At 62.2% G+C, this 20,698-nt stretch carries 18 protein-coding genes; 6 read left to right on the top strand and 12 right to left on the bottom strand.

All coding sequences use genetic code 11. The features are described 5' to 3' along the window. The first annotated feature begins 283 nt into the window (after positions 1-283). Positions 284-1,066, top strand: coding sequence for a helix-turn-helix transcriptional regulator (locus tag HV796_RS29885; RefSeq protein WP_175230866.1), 783 nt, complete (start codon positions 284-286; stop codon positions 1,064-1,066). A gap of 71 nt (positions 1,067-1,137) precedes the next feature. Here HV796_RS29885 and HV796_RS29880 read toward each other — a convergent pair whose 3' ends face one another. The 8 genes from HV796_RS29880 to HV796_RS29845 form a co-directional block, all read right to left on the bottom strand. Beyond that, positions 1,138-2,352, bottom strand: a complete 1,215-nt coding sequence (locus tag HV796_RS29880; protein ID WP_217478034.1) for an MFS transporter — start codon at positions 2,350-2,352, stop codon at positions 1,138-1,140. Between the two features lie 130 nt (positions 2,353-2,482). Further along, a complete protein-coding gene (locus tag HV796_RS29875) occupies positions 2,483-3,379 on the bottom strand; it encodes an isopenicillin N synthase family oxygenase (protein WP_175230859.1) in 897 nt (298 codons plus the stop codon). Between the two features lie 23 nt (positions 3,380-3,402). Continuing rightward, the gene (locus HV796_RS29870; RefSeq protein ID WP_175230856.1) at positions 3,403-5,265 is read right to left on the bottom strand and encodes a 2OG-Fe(II) oxygenase family protein; all 1,863 of its coding nucleotides are present in this window, start codon (positions 5,263-5,265) and stop codon (positions 3,403-3,405) included. A 13-nt stretch (positions 5,266-5,278) separates the two neighbouring features. Further along, positions 5,279-6,742: a cytochrome P450 gene (locus HV796_RS29865; RefSeq protein WP_175230853.1), complete on the bottom strand. Its 1,464-nt coding sequence runs from the start codon at positions 6,740-6,742 to the stop codon at positions 5,279-5,281. Positions 6,743-6,753: 11 nt separating this feature from the next. Beyond that, positions 6,754-7,638, bottom strand: coding sequence for a 2OG-Fe(II) oxygenase family protein (locus tag HV796_RS29860; RefSeq protein WP_175230851.1), 885 nt, complete (start codon positions 7,636-7,638; stop codon positions 6,754-6,756). Next, complete coding sequence (locus tag HV796_RS29855; protein WP_175230849.1) at positions 7,635-8,597, bottom strand: 2OG-Fe(II) oxygenase family protein; 963 nt, start codon at positions 8,595-8,597, stop codon at positions 7,635-7,637. Before HV796_RS29855 ends, HV796_RS29860 begins: the two co-directional genes overlap by 4 nt. 2 nt (positions 8,598-8,599) lie before the next feature. Beyond that, positions 8,600-9,319 (bottom strand): tRNA-dependent cyclodipeptide synthase, encoded by a 720-nt coding sequence (locus tag HV796_RS29850; protein WP_175230846.1) that lies wholly within the window; start codon positions 9,317-9,319, stop codon positions 8,600-8,602. A 178-nt stretch (positions 9,320-9,497) separates the two neighbouring features. Next, complete coding sequence (locus tag HV796_RS29845) at positions 9,498-10,466, bottom strand: LysR family transcriptional regulator (RefSeq protein WP_175230843.1); 969 nt, start codon at positions 10,464-10,466, stop codon at positions 9,498-9,500. Between the two features lie 210 nt (positions 10,467-10,676). Between HV796_RS29845 and HV796_RS29840 the strand changes: the two genes are divergently transcribed. After that, positions 10,677-11,498: an aldo/keto reductase gene (locus tag HV796_RS29840; protein WP_175230839.1), complete on the top strand. Its 822-nt coding sequence runs from the start codon at positions 10,677-10,679 to the stop codon at positions 11,496-11,498. A gap of 222 nt (positions 11,499-11,720) precedes the next feature. Further along, on the top strand, positions 11,721-12,311 hold the full coding sequence (locus HV796_RS29835; protein ID WP_175230837.1) for a BPSL1445 family SYLF domain-containing lipoprotein: 591 nt from the start codon (positions 11,721-11,723) through the stop codon (positions 12,309-12,311). On the opposite strand, the gene HV796_RS29830 is transcribed toward HV796_RS29835, so the two are convergent. Both HV796_RS29830 and HV796_RS29825 read right to left on the bottom strand, forming a co-directional pair. Further along, entirely contained in the window at positions 12,308-12,553 is a 246-nt protein-coding gene (locus HV796_RS29830) for a tautomerase family protein (RefSeq protein WP_175230834.1), read from the bottom strand. The genes HV796_RS29835 and HV796_RS29830 overlap by 4 nt on opposite strands. Before the next feature lie 115 nt (positions 12,554-12,668). Continuing rightward, positions 12,669-13,652, bottom strand: a complete 984-nt coding sequence (locus HV796_RS29825; RefSeq protein ID WP_175230831.1) for an alpha/beta fold hydrolase — start codon at positions 13,650-13,652, stop codon at positions 12,669-12,671. A gap of 228 nt (positions 13,653-13,880) precedes the next feature. On the opposite strand from HV796_RS29825, the gene HV796_RS29820 reads away from it, so the two are divergent. Then, on the top strand, positions 13,881-15,776 hold the full coding sequence (locus HV796_RS29820; protein WP_175230828.1) for a beta-galactosidase: 1,896 nt from the start codon (positions 13,881-13,883) through the stop codon (positions 15,774-15,776). A 4-nt stretch (positions 15,777-15,780) separates the two neighbouring features. Here HV796_RS29820 and HV796_RS29815 read toward each other — a convergent pair whose 3' ends face one another. Further along, positions 15,781-17,769: an alpha-galactosidase gene (locus HV796_RS29815; RefSeq protein ID WP_343053004.1), complete on the bottom strand. Its 1,989-nt coding sequence runs from the start codon at positions 17,767-17,769 to the stop codon at positions 15,781-15,783. Between the two features lie 257 nt (positions 17,770-18,026). Here HV796_RS29815 and HV796_RS29810 point away from each other — a divergent pair, with 257 nt between their 5' ends. Beyond that, positions 18,027-18,980, top strand: coding sequence for a helix-turn-helix transcriptional regulator (locus tag HV796_RS29810; protein WP_175230822.1), 954 nt, complete (start codon positions 18,027-18,029; stop codon positions 18,978-18,980). 117 nt (positions 18,981-19,097) lie between these two features. Next, a complete protein-coding gene (locus tag HV796_RS29805) occupies positions 19,098-20,156 on the top strand; it encodes a DMT family transporter (RefSeq protein WP_175230817.1) in 1,059 nt (352 codons plus the stop codon). Between the two features lie 36 nt (positions 20,157-20,192). On the opposite strand, the gene HV796_RS29800 is transcribed toward HV796_RS29805, so the two are convergent. Next, complete coding sequence (locus HV796_RS29800; protein WP_175230814.1) at positions 20,193-20,696, bottom strand: DoxX family protein; 504 nt, start codon at positions 20,694-20,696, stop codon at positions 20,193-20,195. Positions 20,697-20,698 lie beyond the last annotated feature (2 nt).

The following is a 20,698-nucleotide window of genomic DNA, read 5'->3' as shown; positions in this document are numbered from 1 at the left end:
CGTTGCTCGTTTCCGCGCCCGGTCGGCCACGGGTTGTACATCCTCGCTCGAATCGACAAGCTTTTTAAACATCCGCGCTGGCACGCGTTGATCCCGGCTGGTCCCGGCACGAAGTGTTGTCTCGGACTGGAAGCGGTCGGGTAGCGTTCGGCGCAGACATTCATTGTCGTTTTGAGAGTTGTCTCATCGTCTCGATATCGGCCGCCCATTACCATCGAGTGGTTTTTGCAGCAAGGACTTCAAACGACCTGATCCAGCAACGCATGCTCAATGGGAGCAAATCGTGAAACTGGTGTCCCAGGAGAATTTCAGTTCAAGCCAGAAAAGGTTTATCGAATCAGTCAAAGATTCCGTGAACTTCATTTCGTCGCAGACCGATCTGGTATTGGGTATCAAAGACATCCGCTCGCGGCATGTCATCGCAACCGACGCCTACGCGAGACTCGTCGGCCTTCTCCACGGAACAGACGTAACGGACCGCCTCGATCGCGATATGCCGTGCGACGGTACGGTGCAATTTGCCGATTGCTATGTGCGGGAGGACCAGGAACTGCTGCATCACCCGGATTTCAATCGAAAAAAAGCGGTTCTCAACGTTCACGAGTACAGCCACGGAATCGATGCACTGATTTTTGAAAAGTACCTGTTAAAACACCATGTCTCCGATTCCATTGTTGGAATCATCTACACGGCGAGCAGAATCGGGATATCGAAATTTCTATCTCTGGCGCCCGATTACATTCGCGAGTTTGGTATCGGATGCAGCATTGAGGGTGTCAGTGGGTCACTGGATATAGAAAGCTTTAATCTCACCAGCTATGAACATGAGGTCGGTTTTCTGCTCGCGATGAATTGGGACTGCGCACAGATCGCTCACTTCATGAACACACATCATCCAACACCCAAACCAAGAAGTCAGGATACGATCTATAAATGCCGGAACCGGATCTGCGCGAAACTTGATTGCCACCCAACCCGTCTTCGCGACATGCTCGTGGAAATGCGGGTTCACCAAAAGATGCCGACCTCGTTTTTCCGTCGCCTGATTGGTTCGACATCGCTATAGCTCCCATTCCCAGCGCAGTGCGGACTGCGACTGCTTGCGCACGCCATCGTGGATCGAACGAGCGGTATTGGCTAGCTGCCGGGTAGGTTGCGCTTACACGGGTTTCGCGCCCGGGCAACCTGCGCGTCGTACAGCGTCAGCGCAGCGCCGATGCCGAGGCCTGTCGCGAAGACCGCTGTCCCCGTGGCGATCAGTCCGCGGGCGAGCGTCATCGATGCGAGCGGGACGATCAACAGAATCACGACGTTGTTGAGTGTCTCGGCGGTTGCGAGGACCACACCTGTATCGTGCCCCGAACGTTCTGCCAACACGGTTGTCGCCGACGGGGCGCCCGCTCCGAGGGCGGCGCCCCACGCCGCGAGACAGCCGAGCGCGCCGAACAGCGGGAGCGGCAACAGATAGAAAGTCGTGATGGAAGCGATCAGCAGACCTGTCACGACGACCAGCGAGCGTTCCTCGGCGCCGGTCACGCGTCGCAACTTGCCGGCCGACAGATTGCCGATCCCAAGTCCGATGCCGAACGCGGTCACGCTGATCCCAACATGGGCGACGTCGAGGTGATAGCGCGCGCGCAACACTTCTCCCGACAGCAGAAACGCTGACACGCCCGTGCCGTTCCATAAGCCTTTTGCGAGCAACGGCCGCGTGACAGTCACGTCGCGCAGCCACCGGAGTCCGTGCGTTTCGCGCGGCGCGACGGCGATTGGCCGCTTCGGCATCGCTATCGTGCCGATTAGCAGCGCGACGATGCAACCGGTCGACGTCAGGAGGAACGGAGCTCGCCAACCGGCCCATGTGGTCAGCAGGCCCGCGAGCGCGGGGCCGAGCGCGATACCAAGCGTCATGCCCAGCATGACCGCCCCCATCGCGGACGCATGGCGCGCGCGCGGAACGACTTCGGAAATCAGCGCGAACGAGGTCGGAATGATGACCGCCGACGCAAGACCGCCAAAAATTCGCAGTGCGATGGCGATTTCGAGCGTCGGCGAAAAAGCGATGCCGAAGCCGTCGATCGCGAACGACAGCAGCGCAATCCGCAGCAGACGGCCACGGTTGATCCGGTCGGACAGATAGCCGAGCAGCGGGGCCGTGATCGCGTAGGCGAACGCGTAGCTTGAGATCAGCCAGGCGATTCGAACCGGGTCGGTTCTAAATGCGGTACTGAGCGGATCGAGCATGGCCGAGAGCATGAACTCGCTCGCGCCGACGAAAAACACCGACATCGCGAGAACGAGCAACAGCGTTTTATCATTATTCGCATTGCAAATGGTTTCTGAAGACGACACGCCTTTGTTCATGTCAAGGTGAAATTGAAGGAACGTGGGAATGAGAGAATCGGACCGCCGATGAAAACGGTTTGTCGGGGCGGTGCTGGTGCGGTCGCACCAGGCGAAACGAACGAACAGCGAGTCAAACTCAGTAGAGCCCCTCCGTATCGCGATCATAGGTATTGGCGAGGATTCTGTTAAGGAACGTGTTGAAATCGGCCGCCAGCACGAGGCCAACGTGCGGATCGAACCGGTATAGTCCCTCGCATTGAGTGGTATCGAGACTGCTGTCCACGAACATCGCATAGGAAAACCGGTCCGGCGCGCCGTCGGGTCGAGACTGCTGTTCAACGACACGATGCGCGACGGCTGCAACAGGCGTGCGCGTGTCCTTCGTCAGGATTTCGATCGCACAGCCGAAATTCATGACGAACGCATCCTGCCTCGGCACGATCGGCAGCCATTGCTCTCCACGCAAAACTTCCAGGCCGCGCTCCAGCGAGCGCAGCATTGTTATCCATCCAGAGTCCTTATGAATATTGAGGCCTCGCGCCCGGACCTGTGGCCGGAAATGGTTGAACGTCAGATGGTAGGTTCCGCGTCCCGACAGAATACCGCCCGTTGCCTTGTCGAGGCATTCTGCCGGAAGATCGAGCCTCTGGAGGATCGATCTGGCGACTGCGACTGAAAAGTCGCGCATCTCGCGCGCCTGGCGCGACAGGGCATCCGGAAACACGTTATCCCAGAACCGGCTCTCGAGAAAAAACTGTTCGACCTGGTCGGCCTCGCGGCTGAAGTATCCCTCGCGTTCGGCGAGCCGCGCGGCATTCCATTTGCCGAAACCGCGATATTCGTCGTCGCCGCGGCCGTCGAGGTAAAAATGGGCGGCGAAGCGATCGCCCGCGGTCAGATCGAACCCGGCTGGCCTCTGCACGAAGAAGAAACCATCGGCGAGCGCCTGCTCGAATCCATCCTGCGTGTCGAACATCAGGGTCCCGCCGTCTAACCGTGCGCTTGCCCATTCATACGCGTCCGCAACGTTCATGTTCGTTTCTCCCGGCGTTCGGATCACAGCAGATGCCCATCGCTGTCGTAGGTGCGCGAGACCTCCTGTGTCGCGAACTCCTTCACCGTCTGCACCTTGACCGGGACACCATCGTGGTACTGGTAGAGGTCGCCGTGAAGATCGCTGTCGAGAAAGACGACATAGGACAAGCGGTCGTGCCGGGCCGCGCAGCGGATCGTTTCCGCCACGCCATGAATGTTGGCTCGCACGGGATGGGGCAGATGTTCGGTCAACACCTCGAGAGCGCTGCCGAAATTGATGACGAAATAGCCGGGTTCCGGATTGATGCAGCGAAGCCCGCCGTCGATATACGCGAGCAGTCCGGGGGTGGTCGAGCGAAGCACCGTGACCCAGCCGGAGTCCCGGTGGAACTTCGAGCCGCGCACGCGCTTGCCGGAACGGAAATGATTGAAGGCGAGCATCTGGTGACCGCGTTTCGCAGTCAATCCGCCCGTCAACGTGTCCCATTCGGCGGCGGAAATGCCGAGGTGGCCAAGCGTGGCGCGCAGAATGCCGATACCGATCTCAGCCATCGCTTCTCCAGCCTGAGCCACTTGGTCGGGCAGCATAGGCCAGTTATTGCGCTCGACGTAAAAGTTCTCCCACTGGTCGTGCTCGCGGTCGAAATATCCCTGGTAGTCGCCGGGCACGATGCAATCGCGGTATCCGGTGTAGCGCGCGAGCTCGCCGTCGACGCGCGGCTCGAAGCAATGACGGACGAAGCGGTCACTGGCGTCGAGCGCGACACCGTCCGGGATCTTCAGCAGGAAGAATCCGTCGTTCAGCGCGCGATCGAAATCATGCGCGTCGTCGAACCTCAAGGCGTCGCACTCAAACCGCGCGCGAACCATGTCCCAGGCGGGATACAGCCGGCTCGCCTCGTGTTCGTCCGGCATCGGCGGAAGCGTGATGGTGCGCCGGAGGGTCGGGGATGAAAGGCCTGACAGACCGCGATCCGTGCAAGGCGAATCGGTACTCTGGCGCAGTGCTGAATCGACGCGCGGATGAAATTCATATTCCATTTCCGCGGCCTTGGCACGCTGAAAGTCGACGAAGGTGCCGACATCCGAGAGCTGGCCGGCGACGTCGTATTGATAGAGCCGCTGGTCCCAGCGCGGTCCGATATAGACGCCGAACGTGAAGCGGTCCGGTGTCGCCGCGCTGCGCTTTGTCATTCTGCGCACGCGGTGATAGCTCGCCGTCACTGGATTTTTCAGCCGTGCGGTCAGTATTTCGAGCGAATGTCCGAGCACGACGGTGAAATGGCCGGCAAGCGGATCGAACGGAATCCATTGCTGCCCATGCAGCGATTCGAGGCCCGGCTCCACCGTGTACAGCGTCGTGATGAAGCCGCTGTCCTTATGGGCGGTCAGGCCGATGGGCTGATCGGCTTCCGGACGATAGTGATTGAAGATGCAATATTGCAAAGCCTGATTCTTTGACAGGCCGCCCGCCACGGTATCGATATCGCGCGGTGCGACCCCCGCGCGGATGAACAGGTCAGTCAGGACGGCGCGGCTGAGGTCGTTCATCCGCCAGAGCAGCATCGCGGCATCGCGCGGCAAATACTCGCGCCACAGATTGGCCTCGATCTGCAGCAGTTCGTCCTGGTCGTGGCCCGTTCGCGAGTAACCGAGCAGCGAGCGGGACAGATCTCGCGTGCGGTAGCCGCGAAACGCGGCGTCGGGGCCCACATCGGCGGGCAGATAGTATTGACGTGCGAGTTCGACGCCGGCGCGGAAATCGAAGTCTCCAGGATGGCGGAGATGGAACGCGCCTAACGACGTCGCGCGCTCATACCCGTCCGATTCGACGAAGTGCAATGCACGATCCTGGAGTTGCGCGACGGGAAGAAGAGCATTCATGGCGTTGCCTGATTCATCGACGGGAGGCGGGACGGGGCGCGATGCGGATGAAACCGGGGCGGTCGGGACGCGGCATCGCGCTGGCCGGCATCAATCCGGTCGAGACGCCGTCGACGGCGATCTCGTGGCCGCGGTACAACGCAATCAGCATCAGGGTTTGCGCCCGCACGGAAAAGATGCGTCCGGGGCATTTGCGCGGGTTGCGCACGGTATTGATCATCGAAAACGAATTGATCTCGTAGCGGTTGCGCGCGAGCAGCGACGCGACGTTGACGGCACGACATGTCGCGAGGCCCTCGATGTTGGCGGGATCGAAGGTGTCGGGGCGCGCGAACTGTCGTGGGTCGCGATTCGCGAGCCGGCGATCCAGCCAGAACATCGTCCCCGGCGGGATGTCGATGCATTGGGCGCGATGGCGGATCGTCAGCGGACGCCGGGCGCTGCGCCAGAGCGCCGTCGGGTTGCTGCCGGCGAACCGTATCGCCTCGAGCACGATCAAGGTCGAGGTCTGCTGCGCGAGCGCGTCGTCACCCAGCGACGCGAGAAATCGCGACCGCACGTCAGGCGTTGTTTCCAGATACGCGATTGTCCATAGAAGACTCAGCGCCGTCGTGTCGTAGGTCGCCACGATCAGCGTGCCGAGTTCCTTCAGTTGCGCGTCGGTCAGCGTCGAAATGGCGGTGCGCGAAAACGGCATGCCGAAATGATCGAACTGCGCACGGATGAGGTTGGTTGCCGGCGCATGTGCGATCGATTCGCTATTGTCGAGCAGGATCCGGGTTGTCAGATCGACGATCAGACCGCTATCCCGGATCGCGGCAACGTTGAGCTTGCTGATCGCTTCGGACGCAATCTCGAAGAAGCTGGTCGCAATTCTGCCGAAGGTCTTGTCCGCGAGATAGTCGGTGATCGGTCGTGCCCGCAGGTCGAGGACACCGGGAATCACGCTGTCGACATAGGCAGTCAGATTCAGGCAAAACGTGTCGAGCGGCGCATCCCAGGTCCGGTGCAAGCGCAGATACGTCCCAGTCGCGGCCGTGATCTCACCGGACAGGCCGTCGACAAACCGCGCGTTGCCCAGGATCCGTTCAACGAATTCCCGTTTCGCCGCGCGCGACGGATCGTTTGCGTCGAGTCCGCCCATGAACGAGCCGAACAGGCTCGCGTTGGTATGGATGGACGGCATCAGGTCGTTGTCGTCGACGAGCGGCTCATTCGTGTTCTGATAGACGGCGAGATCCTCGCCGATCCATAGCGTGCAGAGGCCGCCGGAACGGCTTGCCAGTTCGGCGACCCCGGACGCGGCGAAATAGGCCGACGCGTCCTGTCCATGTTCGACGACTGCCGCATGAAACGCGGCGCCATGTCCGGTGACGGGGTCGGGCCCTGGCGCATGGGCAATCAGTCCCGGAAACGGAGCCGGGCGCATAGCCTTTGCGCGGGTTGGCGAAGTCGAAATCACGATGATGCGGCTCATGTTTCGGGAAATCAGGCGATGCCGAAATCGGCGTACCTATCGCGCCACGTCGCGCGGTTGAAGTCGCGAAGAAACGCATCGACCGAACCGAGCGACACGAGACTGCGGCGGTCAGGCGATACCTGGAACGCTTCGCTCGTCGCAGCCGGATTGAGAAATGCGGCAAACGAAAACCGGTCGCCGCCCGTATCGGCGTTCAGCCCGCACTGACGGACGCGATGCAGGATCGCGCCGACGCGAATGGGCAGCCGAGCGGTCAGGGCCTCAAGTGCACCGCCGAAATGGATCAGAAAGTGGCCGGGCACGGGCGGCAGGTCGTACCAGTCGTTATCGACGAATGCCTCGAGCCCCGACTGCTCGACATAGAGGACCGTGACGAATCCGGTGTCCTTGTGCGCCGGCGCCCCGGGCGCGTCTTTGCCGGGCCGGTAATGGCTGACTGCGAACCACTGCACGCCACCGTCGGCTGAGCATTGGTCGGTGGAGCGAGGCCAGAGCACGGCCGGAATGCCGGCGGCGCACAGCATGGTCCGCAGAACGATGCGGCCAATCGCCGACATTCGTTCGCACATCACGTTCGCGGCATCGGGAAATTCGACGCTACGGCGCGCCGCGTCGATCAGAATATGCTCGGTCTGGTAATGATCCCGGTCGAAATAGATATCATCGCGCGATCGGAAGCCGCGATAGCGTGCTGCTTCGTCGCAGCGTGAATCCGTCCGGTCGAGATAGAACTCGTTCGCGAGGCGGATGCCGGGTGCGACATCGAGGTCGCTGGGGATCGCGAGCGCGAAACAGCCGTCGCTGATCGCTTGCGTTAGCGATCCGGACTTGAATCTCAGGATTTTTCCGTCGAGCTCCGCGACGCACGGGCGAAACGCTTTCAGGCTCATCATGTGGCTCCGTCGCTTCGTGTGCCGTGATAGATCTCGACATCGTTGGCATCGATCAGCTCGCGAGACGAGCAGATATGTCGCAGGCCGCGCGCGCTGTCGTAGCTATGGATGCCGGCCTCCGCGCCCGGCTTGCAGAGGCTCGAACTGAAATGGCCGAAGCTGAAGCGGTCCATCGTTTGATGCTGCACGCGGTGCATGATCGCGCTAACCGGCCGCGACGATCGCCTCGTCAGGATTTCCATCGACAGCCCGAAATTGACCACGAAGCACGCGGCATCAGGCACGACGGCTTCCCATCGATCGCCGCGGTGGATTTCGAGTCCAGGCGAGGACGTGCGCAGGATTGTCATGAAGCCGTCGTCCTTGTGTGACGACAGACCGATGCCGGGTAGCGCCGGCCGATAGTGATTGAACGTCAGATGGTAAGAGCCGGATTCAGTCGCGCAGCCGCCGGTCGCCTGGTCCCAATCGCGCCGCGCAATGTCGGTGAGTTTCAGCACCGCGCGCAACACGTGGGCCGCGATGACGGTAAGCGCAATACCGCATGCGCTGACTTCGGCGGGATAGACTGCTTGCCAGAGGCGGCGCTCAAGCAGGAATTGCTCGATCTGATTGATGCGCTCGTGGTAGCCGAGCAGCGCATCGCCAAAGCGTTCGCCGTCGATATAGCGATAGTGACCATAGCGCAGGCCCGTGTTTCCTGTGTAGAACTGACGGGCGAACCTGTCGCAGGCCGTGAAATCGATCGAATCCGGGATCGTCAGCAGGAAAACGCCGTCATCGAGTGCGCGATCGCGCGTGACGGACGAATCGAAAACGAGTTCCGAGCCATCCAGGCTCGCGCGCTGAAGGACCGCAGCCGATTCGGCGGGCCGCTCGTCGACACGTTTGCGCAGTTCGCGCTGGTAGATTCTGCCCGGATCCAGCTTCCATTCGCCATGCGCCGTTGCTTGAGTCATATCTATCGTTTCTTGAAATGAAGGGAGACGACACACAGTGATTCCAGTGCCTTCGATACCCCTGGGAATCTGTTGTCGGCAATCTCGGCCAGCGTGCTGAAAGAGCCTGGATACACCATGACCGTAATGCCCCGGTTCACGAGGCAGGCGAATACGGAAAACTCTTCGATGAAGTAACTTGACGAGATGTTCAATCGATAATTTTGTTCCGCTTCGCTGAGCGTATTCCGGTCGCCGCGGTGATATCGAAGTCCAAAACGCTCGACCGATTCGCGAAACTCGGGCGTGTCGAGAAAATAATCCGAGATCGCTTGATGGTGTGCCGAGTATTCAGATGTCTGCTGGATTTCAGAGCAGGTGATAAATTCGAATTGTGTTATCGAACGGTAAAGGGCAAGTATGTCGCGATTTTCCCGCATGAACTCACGCCCTAACCGGAGAGCTCTGTCACGGGCTTCAGTGGCCGGCATGCGCGTGCGTGATTCGAGGGTGAGGCGATGAATACCGTCACCCACCAGAATCTTGCATTTCGTGAAACGTCGCGATACCCATTCGAGCAGGGAGTGGAATCGGGCCGGCTCGAAATTCCGGTTTTCAAGGCTGACACCCAGAAAACACTCCCGCTCCAGTTCAAACGTATCGCGCCGGGTTGGCGGCGAAACAAAATCGATTTTCGCTCGATAACGCGTCGCGGGTATTGAGCCGGCCCAGGGAATTTCCATCAAAGATTCGTCAAGCAGCACTTTGGCAACCTCTGGCTATTGAAATTTCTGGCGAGAAGAATATTTAGTTCTGTACAACGGCTGTTGTCTTCATCGTAGAAACTGCTCGACGAACGCGGTAGTCCAATAAATTGGACTTGCGCAGTGAAATGCGGCAAGCGGCCGCGCGCAACAATTTTTAGCGCTTGCGGGCCGCCACCGGCCGCGATGCCTGCTTGCACGGCGCGCGCGTATGCATCGCGAGAGCAGGCGCGAGCATTTCCAGACAGAAATCGATAAAGGCCGCGACCTTCGCCGCCTGATGCCGCCGTGACGGATAGAGCGCATACAGCGGAAAGCGCTCGTCCTGCCAGTCGGTCAATACTTCGGCGAGGGCGCCCGCCGACATCAGATGTTCGACACCGAGGTCCATGATCTGCGCAATGCCCGCGCCAGCAGTGCAACTGCCGAGCATGGTGTCGACATCGGAAACGAGCAGTCGTCCGCTTGCCGGTATCTGAATGATTTGACGGTTACGCTGAAACACCCATTCGAACGGCTTCGCGGTGACCGGGTTGTAGAAGAGAATCCGTTCATGCCGTTCGACGTCTTCAGGCCGCTGCGGCACGCCGTGCTCGGCGAGGTAGCGCGGCGCCGCGACGGTCAGTACCCGAGTATCGAGCAGCTTGCGCGCGACCAGCGTGCCCGTCGGCGGCTGTCCGAAGCGGACGGCGAGGTCAAAACCGTCCGCAACCAGATCGCCGACCGCATCGCGCATGATCAGCTCGATCGACAACTCCGGATAGCGGCGCAGCCATTCGGGTAGCCGTGCCGCGAGCACCGTGCGCGAAAAGAACGGGTCGATATTGACACGCAGTTTGCCGCGCACCGCGTTTGCCGCGCCTGACGCGGCGATCGCGGCTTCCTCGATGCCGATCAGATGCGGACCGGCCGCCTCATAAAGCCGCCGGCCCTCGTCAGTCAGGGTTTGCGAGCGGGTCGTGCGATCGAGCACGCGCACGCCGATGCGCTTCTCGAGCCTTGCAATCGCACGGCTCACGCCGGACGGCGACAGCCCGAGCGTGTCGGCCGCGCGCACGAAGCTGCCGGTCTCCGCGACCGCGGCAAGCACCGTGACCCCTGACAGCAGCTTTCCATCGAATCCCATAGCCGGCTCGTCGTGTTTAACCCGATTCGTGATTTTACGCATCGCTGATATGAGCGGCACGTACTTTATTCAAAGGTGCCGAAGTGCGACAGTGGCAGGCGTAGCGGTCCGGCCCCGAAGTTGTGCTGCTGATTGCGACGTCAGAGGTGCGTCGCATGGAAGTCGCGAGCGGGGGGCGCGCCGCCCCCTCGACCTTCTGAAGGAGCAGCAATGGAAATGATCGACACTCAGGGCATTCGCATCCCGCGCCTTGGCTTTGGCACGTTCCGGATGCCGGGCATGGGATGCCAGCCGGTCGTCGAGAGCGCGCTTGCGCTCGGCTATCGCCATATCGATACGGCGGCGATGTATGAGAACGAAGACGCGGTGGGCGCGGCGCTTGCCGGTGCCGGCGTGGCGCGCGGCGATCTGCATATCACCACGAAGGTGTGGCACGACAGCTTGCAACCCGATGCCGTGCACCGTTCGTTCGACACCAGCCTCAAGCGTCTGCGCCTCGACTACGTGGACCTGTTCATGGTGCACTGGCCGTCGCGCGACATGGACCTGCCCGCCGTGCTTGAAGCGATGCAGAAGCTGAAGGACGAAGGACGGACGCGTGCGATTGGCGTCTGCAACTTCACGCTGCCGATGCTGAAGACCACGCTTGACGACGTGCGCGCGCCGCTTGCCTGTGTTCAGGTTGAATATCATCCATTCCTGTCGCAAGCGCGTCTGCTCGACTTTTTGCGGCCGAAGCAGATTCCGCTTGTCGCCTATGCGCCGCTCGCGCAGGGCCGCGCGGCCAAAGACCCGGTGCTCGCGCGCATCGGTGAAAAGCATGGCGCAACCGCCGCGCAGGTGGCCCTGGCGTGGCTGCTCGATCAGGACGGCGTGATCGCGATTCCGAAAGCGCAGCATAAGGAAAGTCAACAATCGAACCTCGGTGCGCTCAAGGTTCGCCTCGATGACGAAGACCGTCGCGCGATTGCGGCGCTGCCAAAGGACCAGCGCTACGTATCGCCGCCGTTTGCGCCGAAGTGGGACGCCTGATATCGGATGCGCATGCGTTCCGGCCGGTGCAACCGTGTGCTGACGTTGACGTAATACAACAGCTTGACACGCGGTAAGTCTTGCTTTCAATCACGTGCTTCAAGTAACGTGCACGGTAACTTGAACCTTACGCTGCGCGCGAGGGTCAGTAGTCGGGTTGGTCGTCAAAAGTCAATACAACCCGAGCGGGCTTCTGAACCGTGTCATAGGAGGAAAGGGCGCATGCACCGTCGTCGATTTATCGCTGTCACCCCTGCGCTTGCCGCGTCGGGCGCGCTTGCGCTCGCCGCGTGCACGACCACGCCCCCGGCGTCGGATGCGTCACCCGAAGCGAACGCCGGGCGCCGCCGGACCATCGATGCGGACGTCGACGCGACGATGACCCGCATGTACGAGACCGTGCATGGTTCGCGCGAACTGGTCGGCGAGGCGCGCGGCGTGCTGGTGTTCCCATCGGTGATTTCGGCCGGCTTCTGGATCGGCGGACAGTACGGGCAGGGCGCATTGCGCGTCGGGTCGCAGACCAGCGGCTACTACAGCATTGCCGCCGCATCGTTCGGCTTGCAAATCGGCGCGCAGTCCAAAGCGGTGGTTCTGCTGTTCATGACGCAGCCGGCACTGGACGAGTTCGTCCACAGCCAGGGCTGGGCCGCCGGCGTCGATGCAACGGTCGCGGTGGTGAAGATCGGCGCCAACGGCAATGTCGATACGTCGACCGCGACGAGCCCAGTCGAGGCGATCGTGATGACGAACGCCGGCCTGATGGCCGGCGTGTCGCTCGAAGGCTCGAAAATTTCGCGGCTGATTATTTAAGCGCCGATCGCATCGCGTACCGCGACGGCGCCGGACTGCACGGCTCGCACGTCTTCAAGACCGAGCGCATGGCCGGCGATGCCCCAATCGCCGGCTTTGACGTCTTCGATAATCACCCAGGTGATGGGCCGCATTTTTTCACCTTCGAACTCGACCATCACATCGGTCAGCTTTCTGATCATCTCCCGTTTTTGCTCGGGTGAAAAAACACCCTCAATTCCTTTGACTGTGACCAATGGCATCGTGATTCTCCGTGATTTGACCATCGCATGAAGGAAGCACGCAGGAATTCGACGCTCACTCGGTTCCTGCTGACTATCGTTAGTCCGGGTGTTAGTCCAAGGGGGAGCCCGCGTGTTAACCCAATTCGTCGAGAAATTCGATCAACGCGGTATTCACTTCACGTGGCCGCTCCTGCTGGGTCCAATGGCCGCAACCTGACAGGATCAGCGAGCGGCGCAGCAGCGGCACACGCTGCGCGAGCGTCGCGAGCGCTTCGCTCATGCCGTCGAAATGCAGCACGAGGTCGCGCTCGCCGGCGATGAAAAGCGCCGGCACGGTGATCTGCAAGCCGTCGAACGGTGCGAGCAGTTCCTGATTGCGATCGATGTTCCTGTACCAGTTCAGGCCGCCGCGAAAGCCGGTGTGCGAGAACTGCTCCGCGTAGTAATCGATATCTTCATCGGTGAGCCACGCGGGCAGCACCGGCGGGTCCGGCAGCACGGCCGCCAGCCCACCGTTACGCGGCACCATGTCGAAGCGGCGCGGCGCGCCGTCGTCGCTCGGCGCGCTCCGCATGTCGCCGCTTAACGTGTACAGCACGTTACGCACGAAGCGGCGCACATCGCGTTCGATCTCAGCCTCGGCGACGCCTGGCTGCTGAAAGTACAACTGATAGAACATCTCGTCATCGGTGCGCGGAAACTTCGTCGACGGATGCACCTTTGCGCGCGGTCGGAACGGCACGCTGAGCGCGACGACGCCCGAGAAGCGGTCGGGCCGCAGCAGCGCCGCATGCCAGGCGACCGGCGCGCCCCAGTCGTGCCCGACGATCACCGCCTTACCGACTTCGAGCGCGTCGAGCACGCCGATCATGTCGCCCACCAGATGCAGCATCGTGTATTGCTCGATCTCGTGGGGACGATCGGTGCGGCCATAGCCGCGCATGTCGACGGCGATCGCGCGAAAGCCTTCTGCGGCGAGCAGCGGGATCTGATGGCGCCATGAGTACCAGCTCTCGGGAAAGCCGTGGCAGAGCAGCACAGCCGGGCCATCGCCCTGTTCGACAACGTGAATGTTGATGCCGTTCGCGTTCACCGTGCGATGGATAAATTCTGACATGACGTGTGCTCCTCCGGGACCTGATTGCGTTCGCGCATCGATCGATGCGTGGCGTGTCTTCGAAAACACCGGAGCGCTTGCGGTTATTCCGGCCACGCCCGCGCGATCCGGCCGGATGACCGCCTCGCGCAAAGCGATGCGACCCCTAGTCAAATACGCCGGGTTTTATCCGATACCGCGCACCGACGATAATGGTGAAACACCGGTAAGACAGCGCACGCAACCCTTATGTCGACCTTTTCGTTTGCCGCTGACGGCACGCGGTTTCTGCTGGACGGACAGCCCTTTCAGATCCGCAGCGCGGAGATGCACCCTGCGCGCATTCCGGCCGATTACTGGACGCATCGCGTCCGGATGGCCAAAGCGATGGGCATGAACACGATCGCGTTATACGTGATGTGGAATTATCACGAGATGGACCACGGTGCGTTCAATTTCAGCAGTGGTAACGGTGACAACCTTGACAACTATGACAATCGCGATATCGCAGCCTTCATCCGCGCGTGTCAGATCGAACGCATGTGGGTGGTGCTGCGCCCGGGCCCATATGTGTGCGCTGAATGGGACCTGGGCGGGTTGCCGTCGTATCTGCTGCGCGATCCGGATATGCGACTGCGTACCGACTCCGCGACCGAGCCGCGCTATATGGCGGCGGTGGCGCGCTACATCCGCGCACTCGCGCCATCCATCGCGCCGTTGATGGCCTCGGCCGGTGGGCCGATCCTGATGATCCAGATCGAAAACGAGTTCGGCTCGTACGCGAGCAATCCGGCTTATCTCGACGAAATCCGGCGGCTGTGGCTCGACTGTGGCATCGACGGACCGTTCTATACCGAAGACGGTCTATTCCAGCTACGGCAGAATCGCACGACCGTCGCGGGCGGCGCGATTGCGCTCAGTAACGGCGACGCCGCGCAGATCGACGCCGCGCGACGCGAATTTCCCGGCGTACCGGTGCTGGCGGGTGAGGTTTATCCCGGTTGGCTCACGCATTGGGGCGACGCGGCGCTGCAAGGGACCGCGGTCGATCTTTCGGGTACGCTGGACGTGCTGATGCGGCGCGGCATGTCGTTCAACCTGTATGTCGCGCATGGCGGCACGAGTTTCGGCTTTTACGCGGGCGCGAATGTCGACGCGGCGAGCGGCGAGTATCAGCCCGATATCACAAGCTACGATTACGCGGCGCCGATCAGCGAACAGGGCGTGGCGACATCGAAGTTCTTCCGGTATCGCGACATCATCGCGCGTTATTTGCCCGTGCCGTTGCCCGACGTTCCGCCGCCGCTGCCGACCATTGAACGCCGTGGGCGCGAGGCGTTGCAGCCCGGGCTTTTCGCGTCGCTCTGGGACAATCTGCCTGCGTCGCCGCCTGCGTTGCACACCATCGAAGCGCCGACCTTCGAAGCCGCCGGGCAGGCGTTTGGCTTTGCGCTGTATCGGCATACGCTGCGTCGTTTCGATGGGGGCGGCCGGATCGAGGGCGCGCTTGAAACCGGATGCATCCGCGATTACGCAACGGTGTTCGTCGATGGACGCTATATGGGCGCGGTGTCACGCGCGCGCGTGCCGGCGCCGCTCGCGCAGCCGCTGGCGGTGGCGCACGGTGTGCCGCTGCCGCTGCCGCCCACGAGCACCGACGTGCGGTCCGTCGCGGCCGGTGCTGAAACAGTGCTGGACATTCTCGTCGAGGGGATGGGGCGCATCAACTACGGCAGCGGCGATGCGATGCTCGACCGCAAGGGCATCGTCGGCGATGTCGTACTGCGTGATTCGGCCGGCGCGCGGCGAGCGCTGAGCGGCTGGGAGGTGTTCCTGTTGCCGATGGATAGCGCGTTTATCGCGAATCTGCGCGGCGTCTGTTCGAACCCGCTTCGAAGCGGCCTGTTTTTTCGCGCAACGTTTCATCTGGAAACGCGTGGCGACACGTATCTCGACATGAGCGGCTGGACCAAAGGTGTGGTCTGGGTCAACGGGCGCAATCTCGGCCGCTACTGGCGGATCGGCCCGCAAACGCGGCTCTTTTGTCCTGCGCCGTGGCTCAATGCCGGCGAAAACGTCGTTACGATCTTCGATCTGCATCAGACCGACGCGCGACCGGTCGAACTTCGGCGCACGCTGAGCTGAATGGTCAGTTTGACCCCGCTCGGGAACCAGCCGGATCGATCGGCCGCAATTCAAGCGTTAGCACTTCGAAAGGTGCAAGCTGAACGGTCTGCGGCGTGTCGACGTCAAGCCGCGCGATGAGGGGCGAGCGGCCGTGTTCGGCCCACCGCGCACGCGCGGTGAAGTGCGTCGGCGCATCGGCGGGCAGCTCGAGTTGCGCGCGCAGATCGAGCACAGCATCGCGCGCACGGCGGTCAGGATTGCGCAGCGTCACGATCGCTTTTGATGGCGTCCACGCAGCCCAGCCATAGACATCGAGTTCGTCTGGCGCGCCGCCGATCCAATGGTTGTCGCGCAGCACGCCGGCCGCGCCGCGCGCCCATTTCGCGGACGTGGCGAGCGCGTCCCACGCGCGCGCGCCGAGCCGCGACGGCGTGATGTACAGCTCCTGCAATAGCGTGCCGCTGCCGAAATAGGCATGTATATCGTGGAGAAAGTCTTCACCGTCGCTCGCCTGCAGTCGCCGGTTCTGCTGCGCGCAGATGATGCCGTGCAGCATCAAGGAGTTCAGCGGGAACAGCGGGCTCGCTAGCACGACGTTGCGATAGACCTGCGTATCGCGATACGTGATCCAGCGCTCGCGGTCGCTGCCGGTGCCCGCGAAGCCGTCGTCGTTGCCGCCGCGCCAGATCGTATCCGCATGGCGCAGCCAGAACGGCGACGGCAGCGTGCCGGTCGACAGGTTGATCAACACGTCGCGCGCTGCGCGGCGCATCTCAGCGATCAGCGCGATCGCGGCGTCCCAGTCGCTGTCGAAGCGGCTCCCGGGAAATACGCTGTCGGCGTTGCCGGTGCCGTCGAACTTGAAGTGGCGGATGCCTTGCCGCCGCAACAGGTCCATCGTCACCTGATGAAAGCGACGGTAGTAGCGTGGGCCGGACAGCGCAAAGCCGCGACCGGCCGTCTCGAATCCCGCCGCGGCGCCGCGCGCGACGCGTTCGTCGCGCGGCGGCCCATAGCCGCCCCAGGGCGATAGCCAGACGCCCGGCGCCGCACCGTAGCGCGCGGCGGCATCGCGCAGCGGCTCGAAGCCGTGCGGGAACGCGTCACTGAAGTTCCACCTGCCGCTGTAGTCGTCCCAACCGTCATCGAACAGAAAGCCGTCCAGTTGCACCCCCCGCTCGTCATGCAGCGCGCGGCCGATCGCCGCGATCCGTTCGAGCGCCTGCGCCTGCGTGTAGCGCGTCAGGTAGCCGATGTCGTACCACGAGTTGTAGTGCAGAAACGGGCGCGACGGATGCGCGCGCTCGCGCTCGACGTAGAACGCGAAATCGCGGCGCAACTGCCCGTCGCGCGTGACGCCCGCGACCGTTGAGTATGCAACCGTCTTGCCTGGCGCGACAGGCAGCGCACGCTTCACATGGAAGCGCACGGTCGCGGGTTCGCGCGTCACTTCGCTTTGCGCCAGCGGATACTCACAGCCGAGGTAGACGTTGCCGGCGCTCACCGGCAGTCCGTCGAGTGTGCCGGCCACACGCGCGCCGGGTGCTTGCGTTTCGAGTAGCGATACTGCGACGACGTGCAGCGGCTCCACGGTCGCGGTGATCGCGACCGACATGCGCCAATACGGCGAGCCGTCGCGTTGCTCGATGCTCCATTCGATTCGCAGACGCTCATGCAGGTCGTGCAGCAGGGCGGTGAGGCGCATGCCGGGCACTGTCTGCGCGACGCACGATGCGGCGGGGTCGGCGGCAAGCGCGTCGGTGCGCAACGGCGCGCTCAACGTCAGCTCGGCAAGCTGCAGCGTGCGGCCATCCGCGAATCTCAACGCGAACGGCGCACTGACCGGCAGTGTGCGCAAATGGGCGCGATCGACCAGCTCGAAAGCGCGCAGCCGCTGACCGGCGATATCCCAGCGCAGCGCAATCGCCGCGTTGCCGAACGTATGACGGGCGCCGTCGATCTGCAGTGCGGGGCGGCCGGGGGCGGTGAGGGCGGAGGAGTTCAATGGCACGGCGCTCCTTCAATGGTCCAATCATGCCAAATCTGCACGGATGCATCCCATTCTGCCGGCTGTTCATCGAACGCGTCGATATTTAACATGGCTTGCTACCCATTCGCAGATGATGGCGTTCTGTAATGTTAAGAATGCTTAGTCAAACGTGAAGATTGCCATTTTCAACATGACGCCCCTGATTCGTCTGCACTACGCAACACGCGATCGCACCGGGCAGTCCGCACCGTCGGAGAAGGTGAAAAGGAGACATTGCAGTGGACTTACAGGTTCGGCAACACAGATGGTGTGGCACGCCCGTCGACCGGGGCGGCTGGATCGACGAGATGTCGAAGATCGGTTTGTCCTGCCGGTTCAGTTCGTCGTCTTCCGGCCAATCGACGGCCGCGCATCGGCGCGTGGGCGAGGTGCTGATCGGCCGTTTCGAACTGGCCGGACAGACCATCTCGCCGATTTTGCATAGCGCTGGGCACGGGGCAGGCGAGGAGATACGGCTGTTGATCATCCGGTCGGGCAGCATGTCGATCGAACGGAAGGGCGATGCGCTGCAGGCGCACGCGGGCGACCTGATTCTGACGGACCCGTCGTTCCATTTCATCGAATCGTTTCGCGAGCCGACGCAATTGTCGCTCGTGCGCATGCCGAAGTCGTCGCTGCACGATCGCGGCTTCGCCTCTCGCGTTCATCGCGCGTTTGAACCCGTACCGATGGGCGCAGACGTCACCGCGGTCCGGGAGTTCGTGCTGAACCTGACAGGACACATGGGTCAGGCAAGCGACTCGCTGCTCGCGCGCATGAGCGCGCAGTGTCTCGATCTGATGGACGTGATTGTCGGCAAGCACGGCCTAGGGGCTAGCCGACGTTCCGGTCCAACGATCGTGTTACTCGCCAAACAGGCGATCGCGCGGCGTATCGGCGATGCATCGCTCGATGTGTCGGCGGTAGCGGCCGCGATCAATGTCTCGACGAGCCGCCTGTCGCGTGCGCTCAAGGCGGAGGGCCTATCGGCGATGCGCTATGCGTACGCGCTGCGCATCGCACACGCGGGCCGACTGCTCTCGGATACGCCGGACCTGATGATTCGCGAGGTCGCCGAGCGATGCGGCTTTCTGAGCGCCGCGCACTTCAGCCGCGTATTCAAGGCTCACCATGGCATGACGCCGCGCGATTTTGCACTGCACCGTGCGTCGCGCAGCAAGACCGATTGCTAAGTGCCGCTCTGCCCATGTCGATATTCCACCATTGCGTAAGGCAGGTTGTTGGGAAACTGTGGGGCAGTGGCCGATACACTGTGGCTTTGAACGCAAGTTGCCCGAACGCCCCCCGTGATGAACTCGAGATTCGGCGCGATATCGACCGCGCTTGCCGCGGCCGCGCTGTTCGGCGCGACCACTCCGGTTGCCAAGGCGCTGCTTGGCGCGATGCCGCCTTTCATGGTTGCCGGGCTGTTTTACCTTGGCAGCGGGATCGGACTCGGCGCGGCGCTTGTCATCAGGCGGCTGCGCGCACCGTCTGGCGCGAGCGGCCAGCATCGGATCAGCCGTGCCGAGTGGCCGTGGCTGATCGGCGCGATCGTCGCCGGCGGCGTTGGAGGGCCCGCGCTGCTGATGCTCGGGCTGTCGAGCACGCCCGCGGCGACCACGTCGCTGCTACTCAATCTTGAAGGCGTCTTGACGGCGGTGATCGCCTGGATAGCGTTCCGCGAGAACGTCGACGTACAGCTGTTTCTCGGCATGGTCGCGATTGTCGCGGCGGGCGTCGTGCTGTCATGGCATCCCGGCGACGCCGACCTGCCGCTCGGCGCGCTGCTGATTGTCGGCGCGTGCGCGTGCTGGGCGATCGACAATAACCTGACGCGCAAGGTCGCGACCAACGATGCGATGGTCATCGCGTGCCTGAAAGGACTGTGCGCTGGTCCGGTGAACCTTGCAATTGCCTTCGCGAGCGGTGCGTCGTGGCCCGCTGTCGGCACACTCGGCGCCGCGATGCTGACCGGGCTTGCCGGCTATGGCGTGAGTCTCGTGCTGTTTGTGGTCGCACTGCGGCACCTCGGCACCGCACGCACGGGCGCCTATTTCTCCGCCGCGCCGCTGTTTGGCGTCGTGCTGGCATTCCTGCTATGGCCGGAATGGCCGACGGTGGCCTTCTGGGTGGCCGCGGTACTGATGACGATCGGCATCGTATTGCACATCCGTGAGCGCCACGAGCACGAACACATGCATGAATGGATAGAACACACGCACCGGCACGTACATGACGAACATCATCAGCACGAGCACGACTTTCCGTATTCCGGCGACCAACCGCATACCCATGCGCATGTCCATCCGCCAATCACGCATTCGCATGCGCATTTTCCGGACGTTCATCACCGGCATCGGCACTAGTCAGCGCGGATTGAGCGGTCCGTCCGCGCATCGTGTTCACAACCGGTTTGTCGCGCGCGACAGCAGATGGTCAATCGAAATCGCGCCTGGCCCCCACGCCGCGATCCCTAGCGCCATCGCCGCCCAGGTGATGTGAATCGGCCAACCTTCCGGTACGGTCAGTTCGATGATGCAGGTCATCAGCAGCAGTCCGAGCGCCGCAAAGCGGGTGCCGAAGCCGAACACCAGCAACACCGGGAAACCCACCTCGCCGCACGCCGACAGAAATGCGATTACAGCGGGTGCCGGGAACGGGTAGGGGCCGCCCGGCAGATGCAATTTGAATTCGTCGGTGAAGAGGTCGATTGCCGTATCGTTTAACTGAAGGAAGCCTTGCCATTTAAGGATGCCTGACTTCCAGAACGGCACGGCTAACGCAATGCGCAATACCAGTTGCGTGAGCCACGGCGTCGCCAGTTTTTGAACGAGCCCGCTCGCCTGGCCGATTGTCGTTGCCACACGTGCGGCGAATGCAGGTTTAACGTTTTGCAGGTCGGACATCG

The sequence above is a fragment of the Paraburkholderia humisilvae genome, assembly GCF_902859855.1.
In the GTDB taxonomy this organism is placed as follows: domain Bacteria; phylum Pseudomonadota; class Gammaproteobacteria; order Burkholderiales; family Burkholderiaceae; genus Paraburkholderia; species Paraburkholderia humisilvae.
This window is presented reverse-complemented; position numbering and strand designations above follow the sequence as displayed.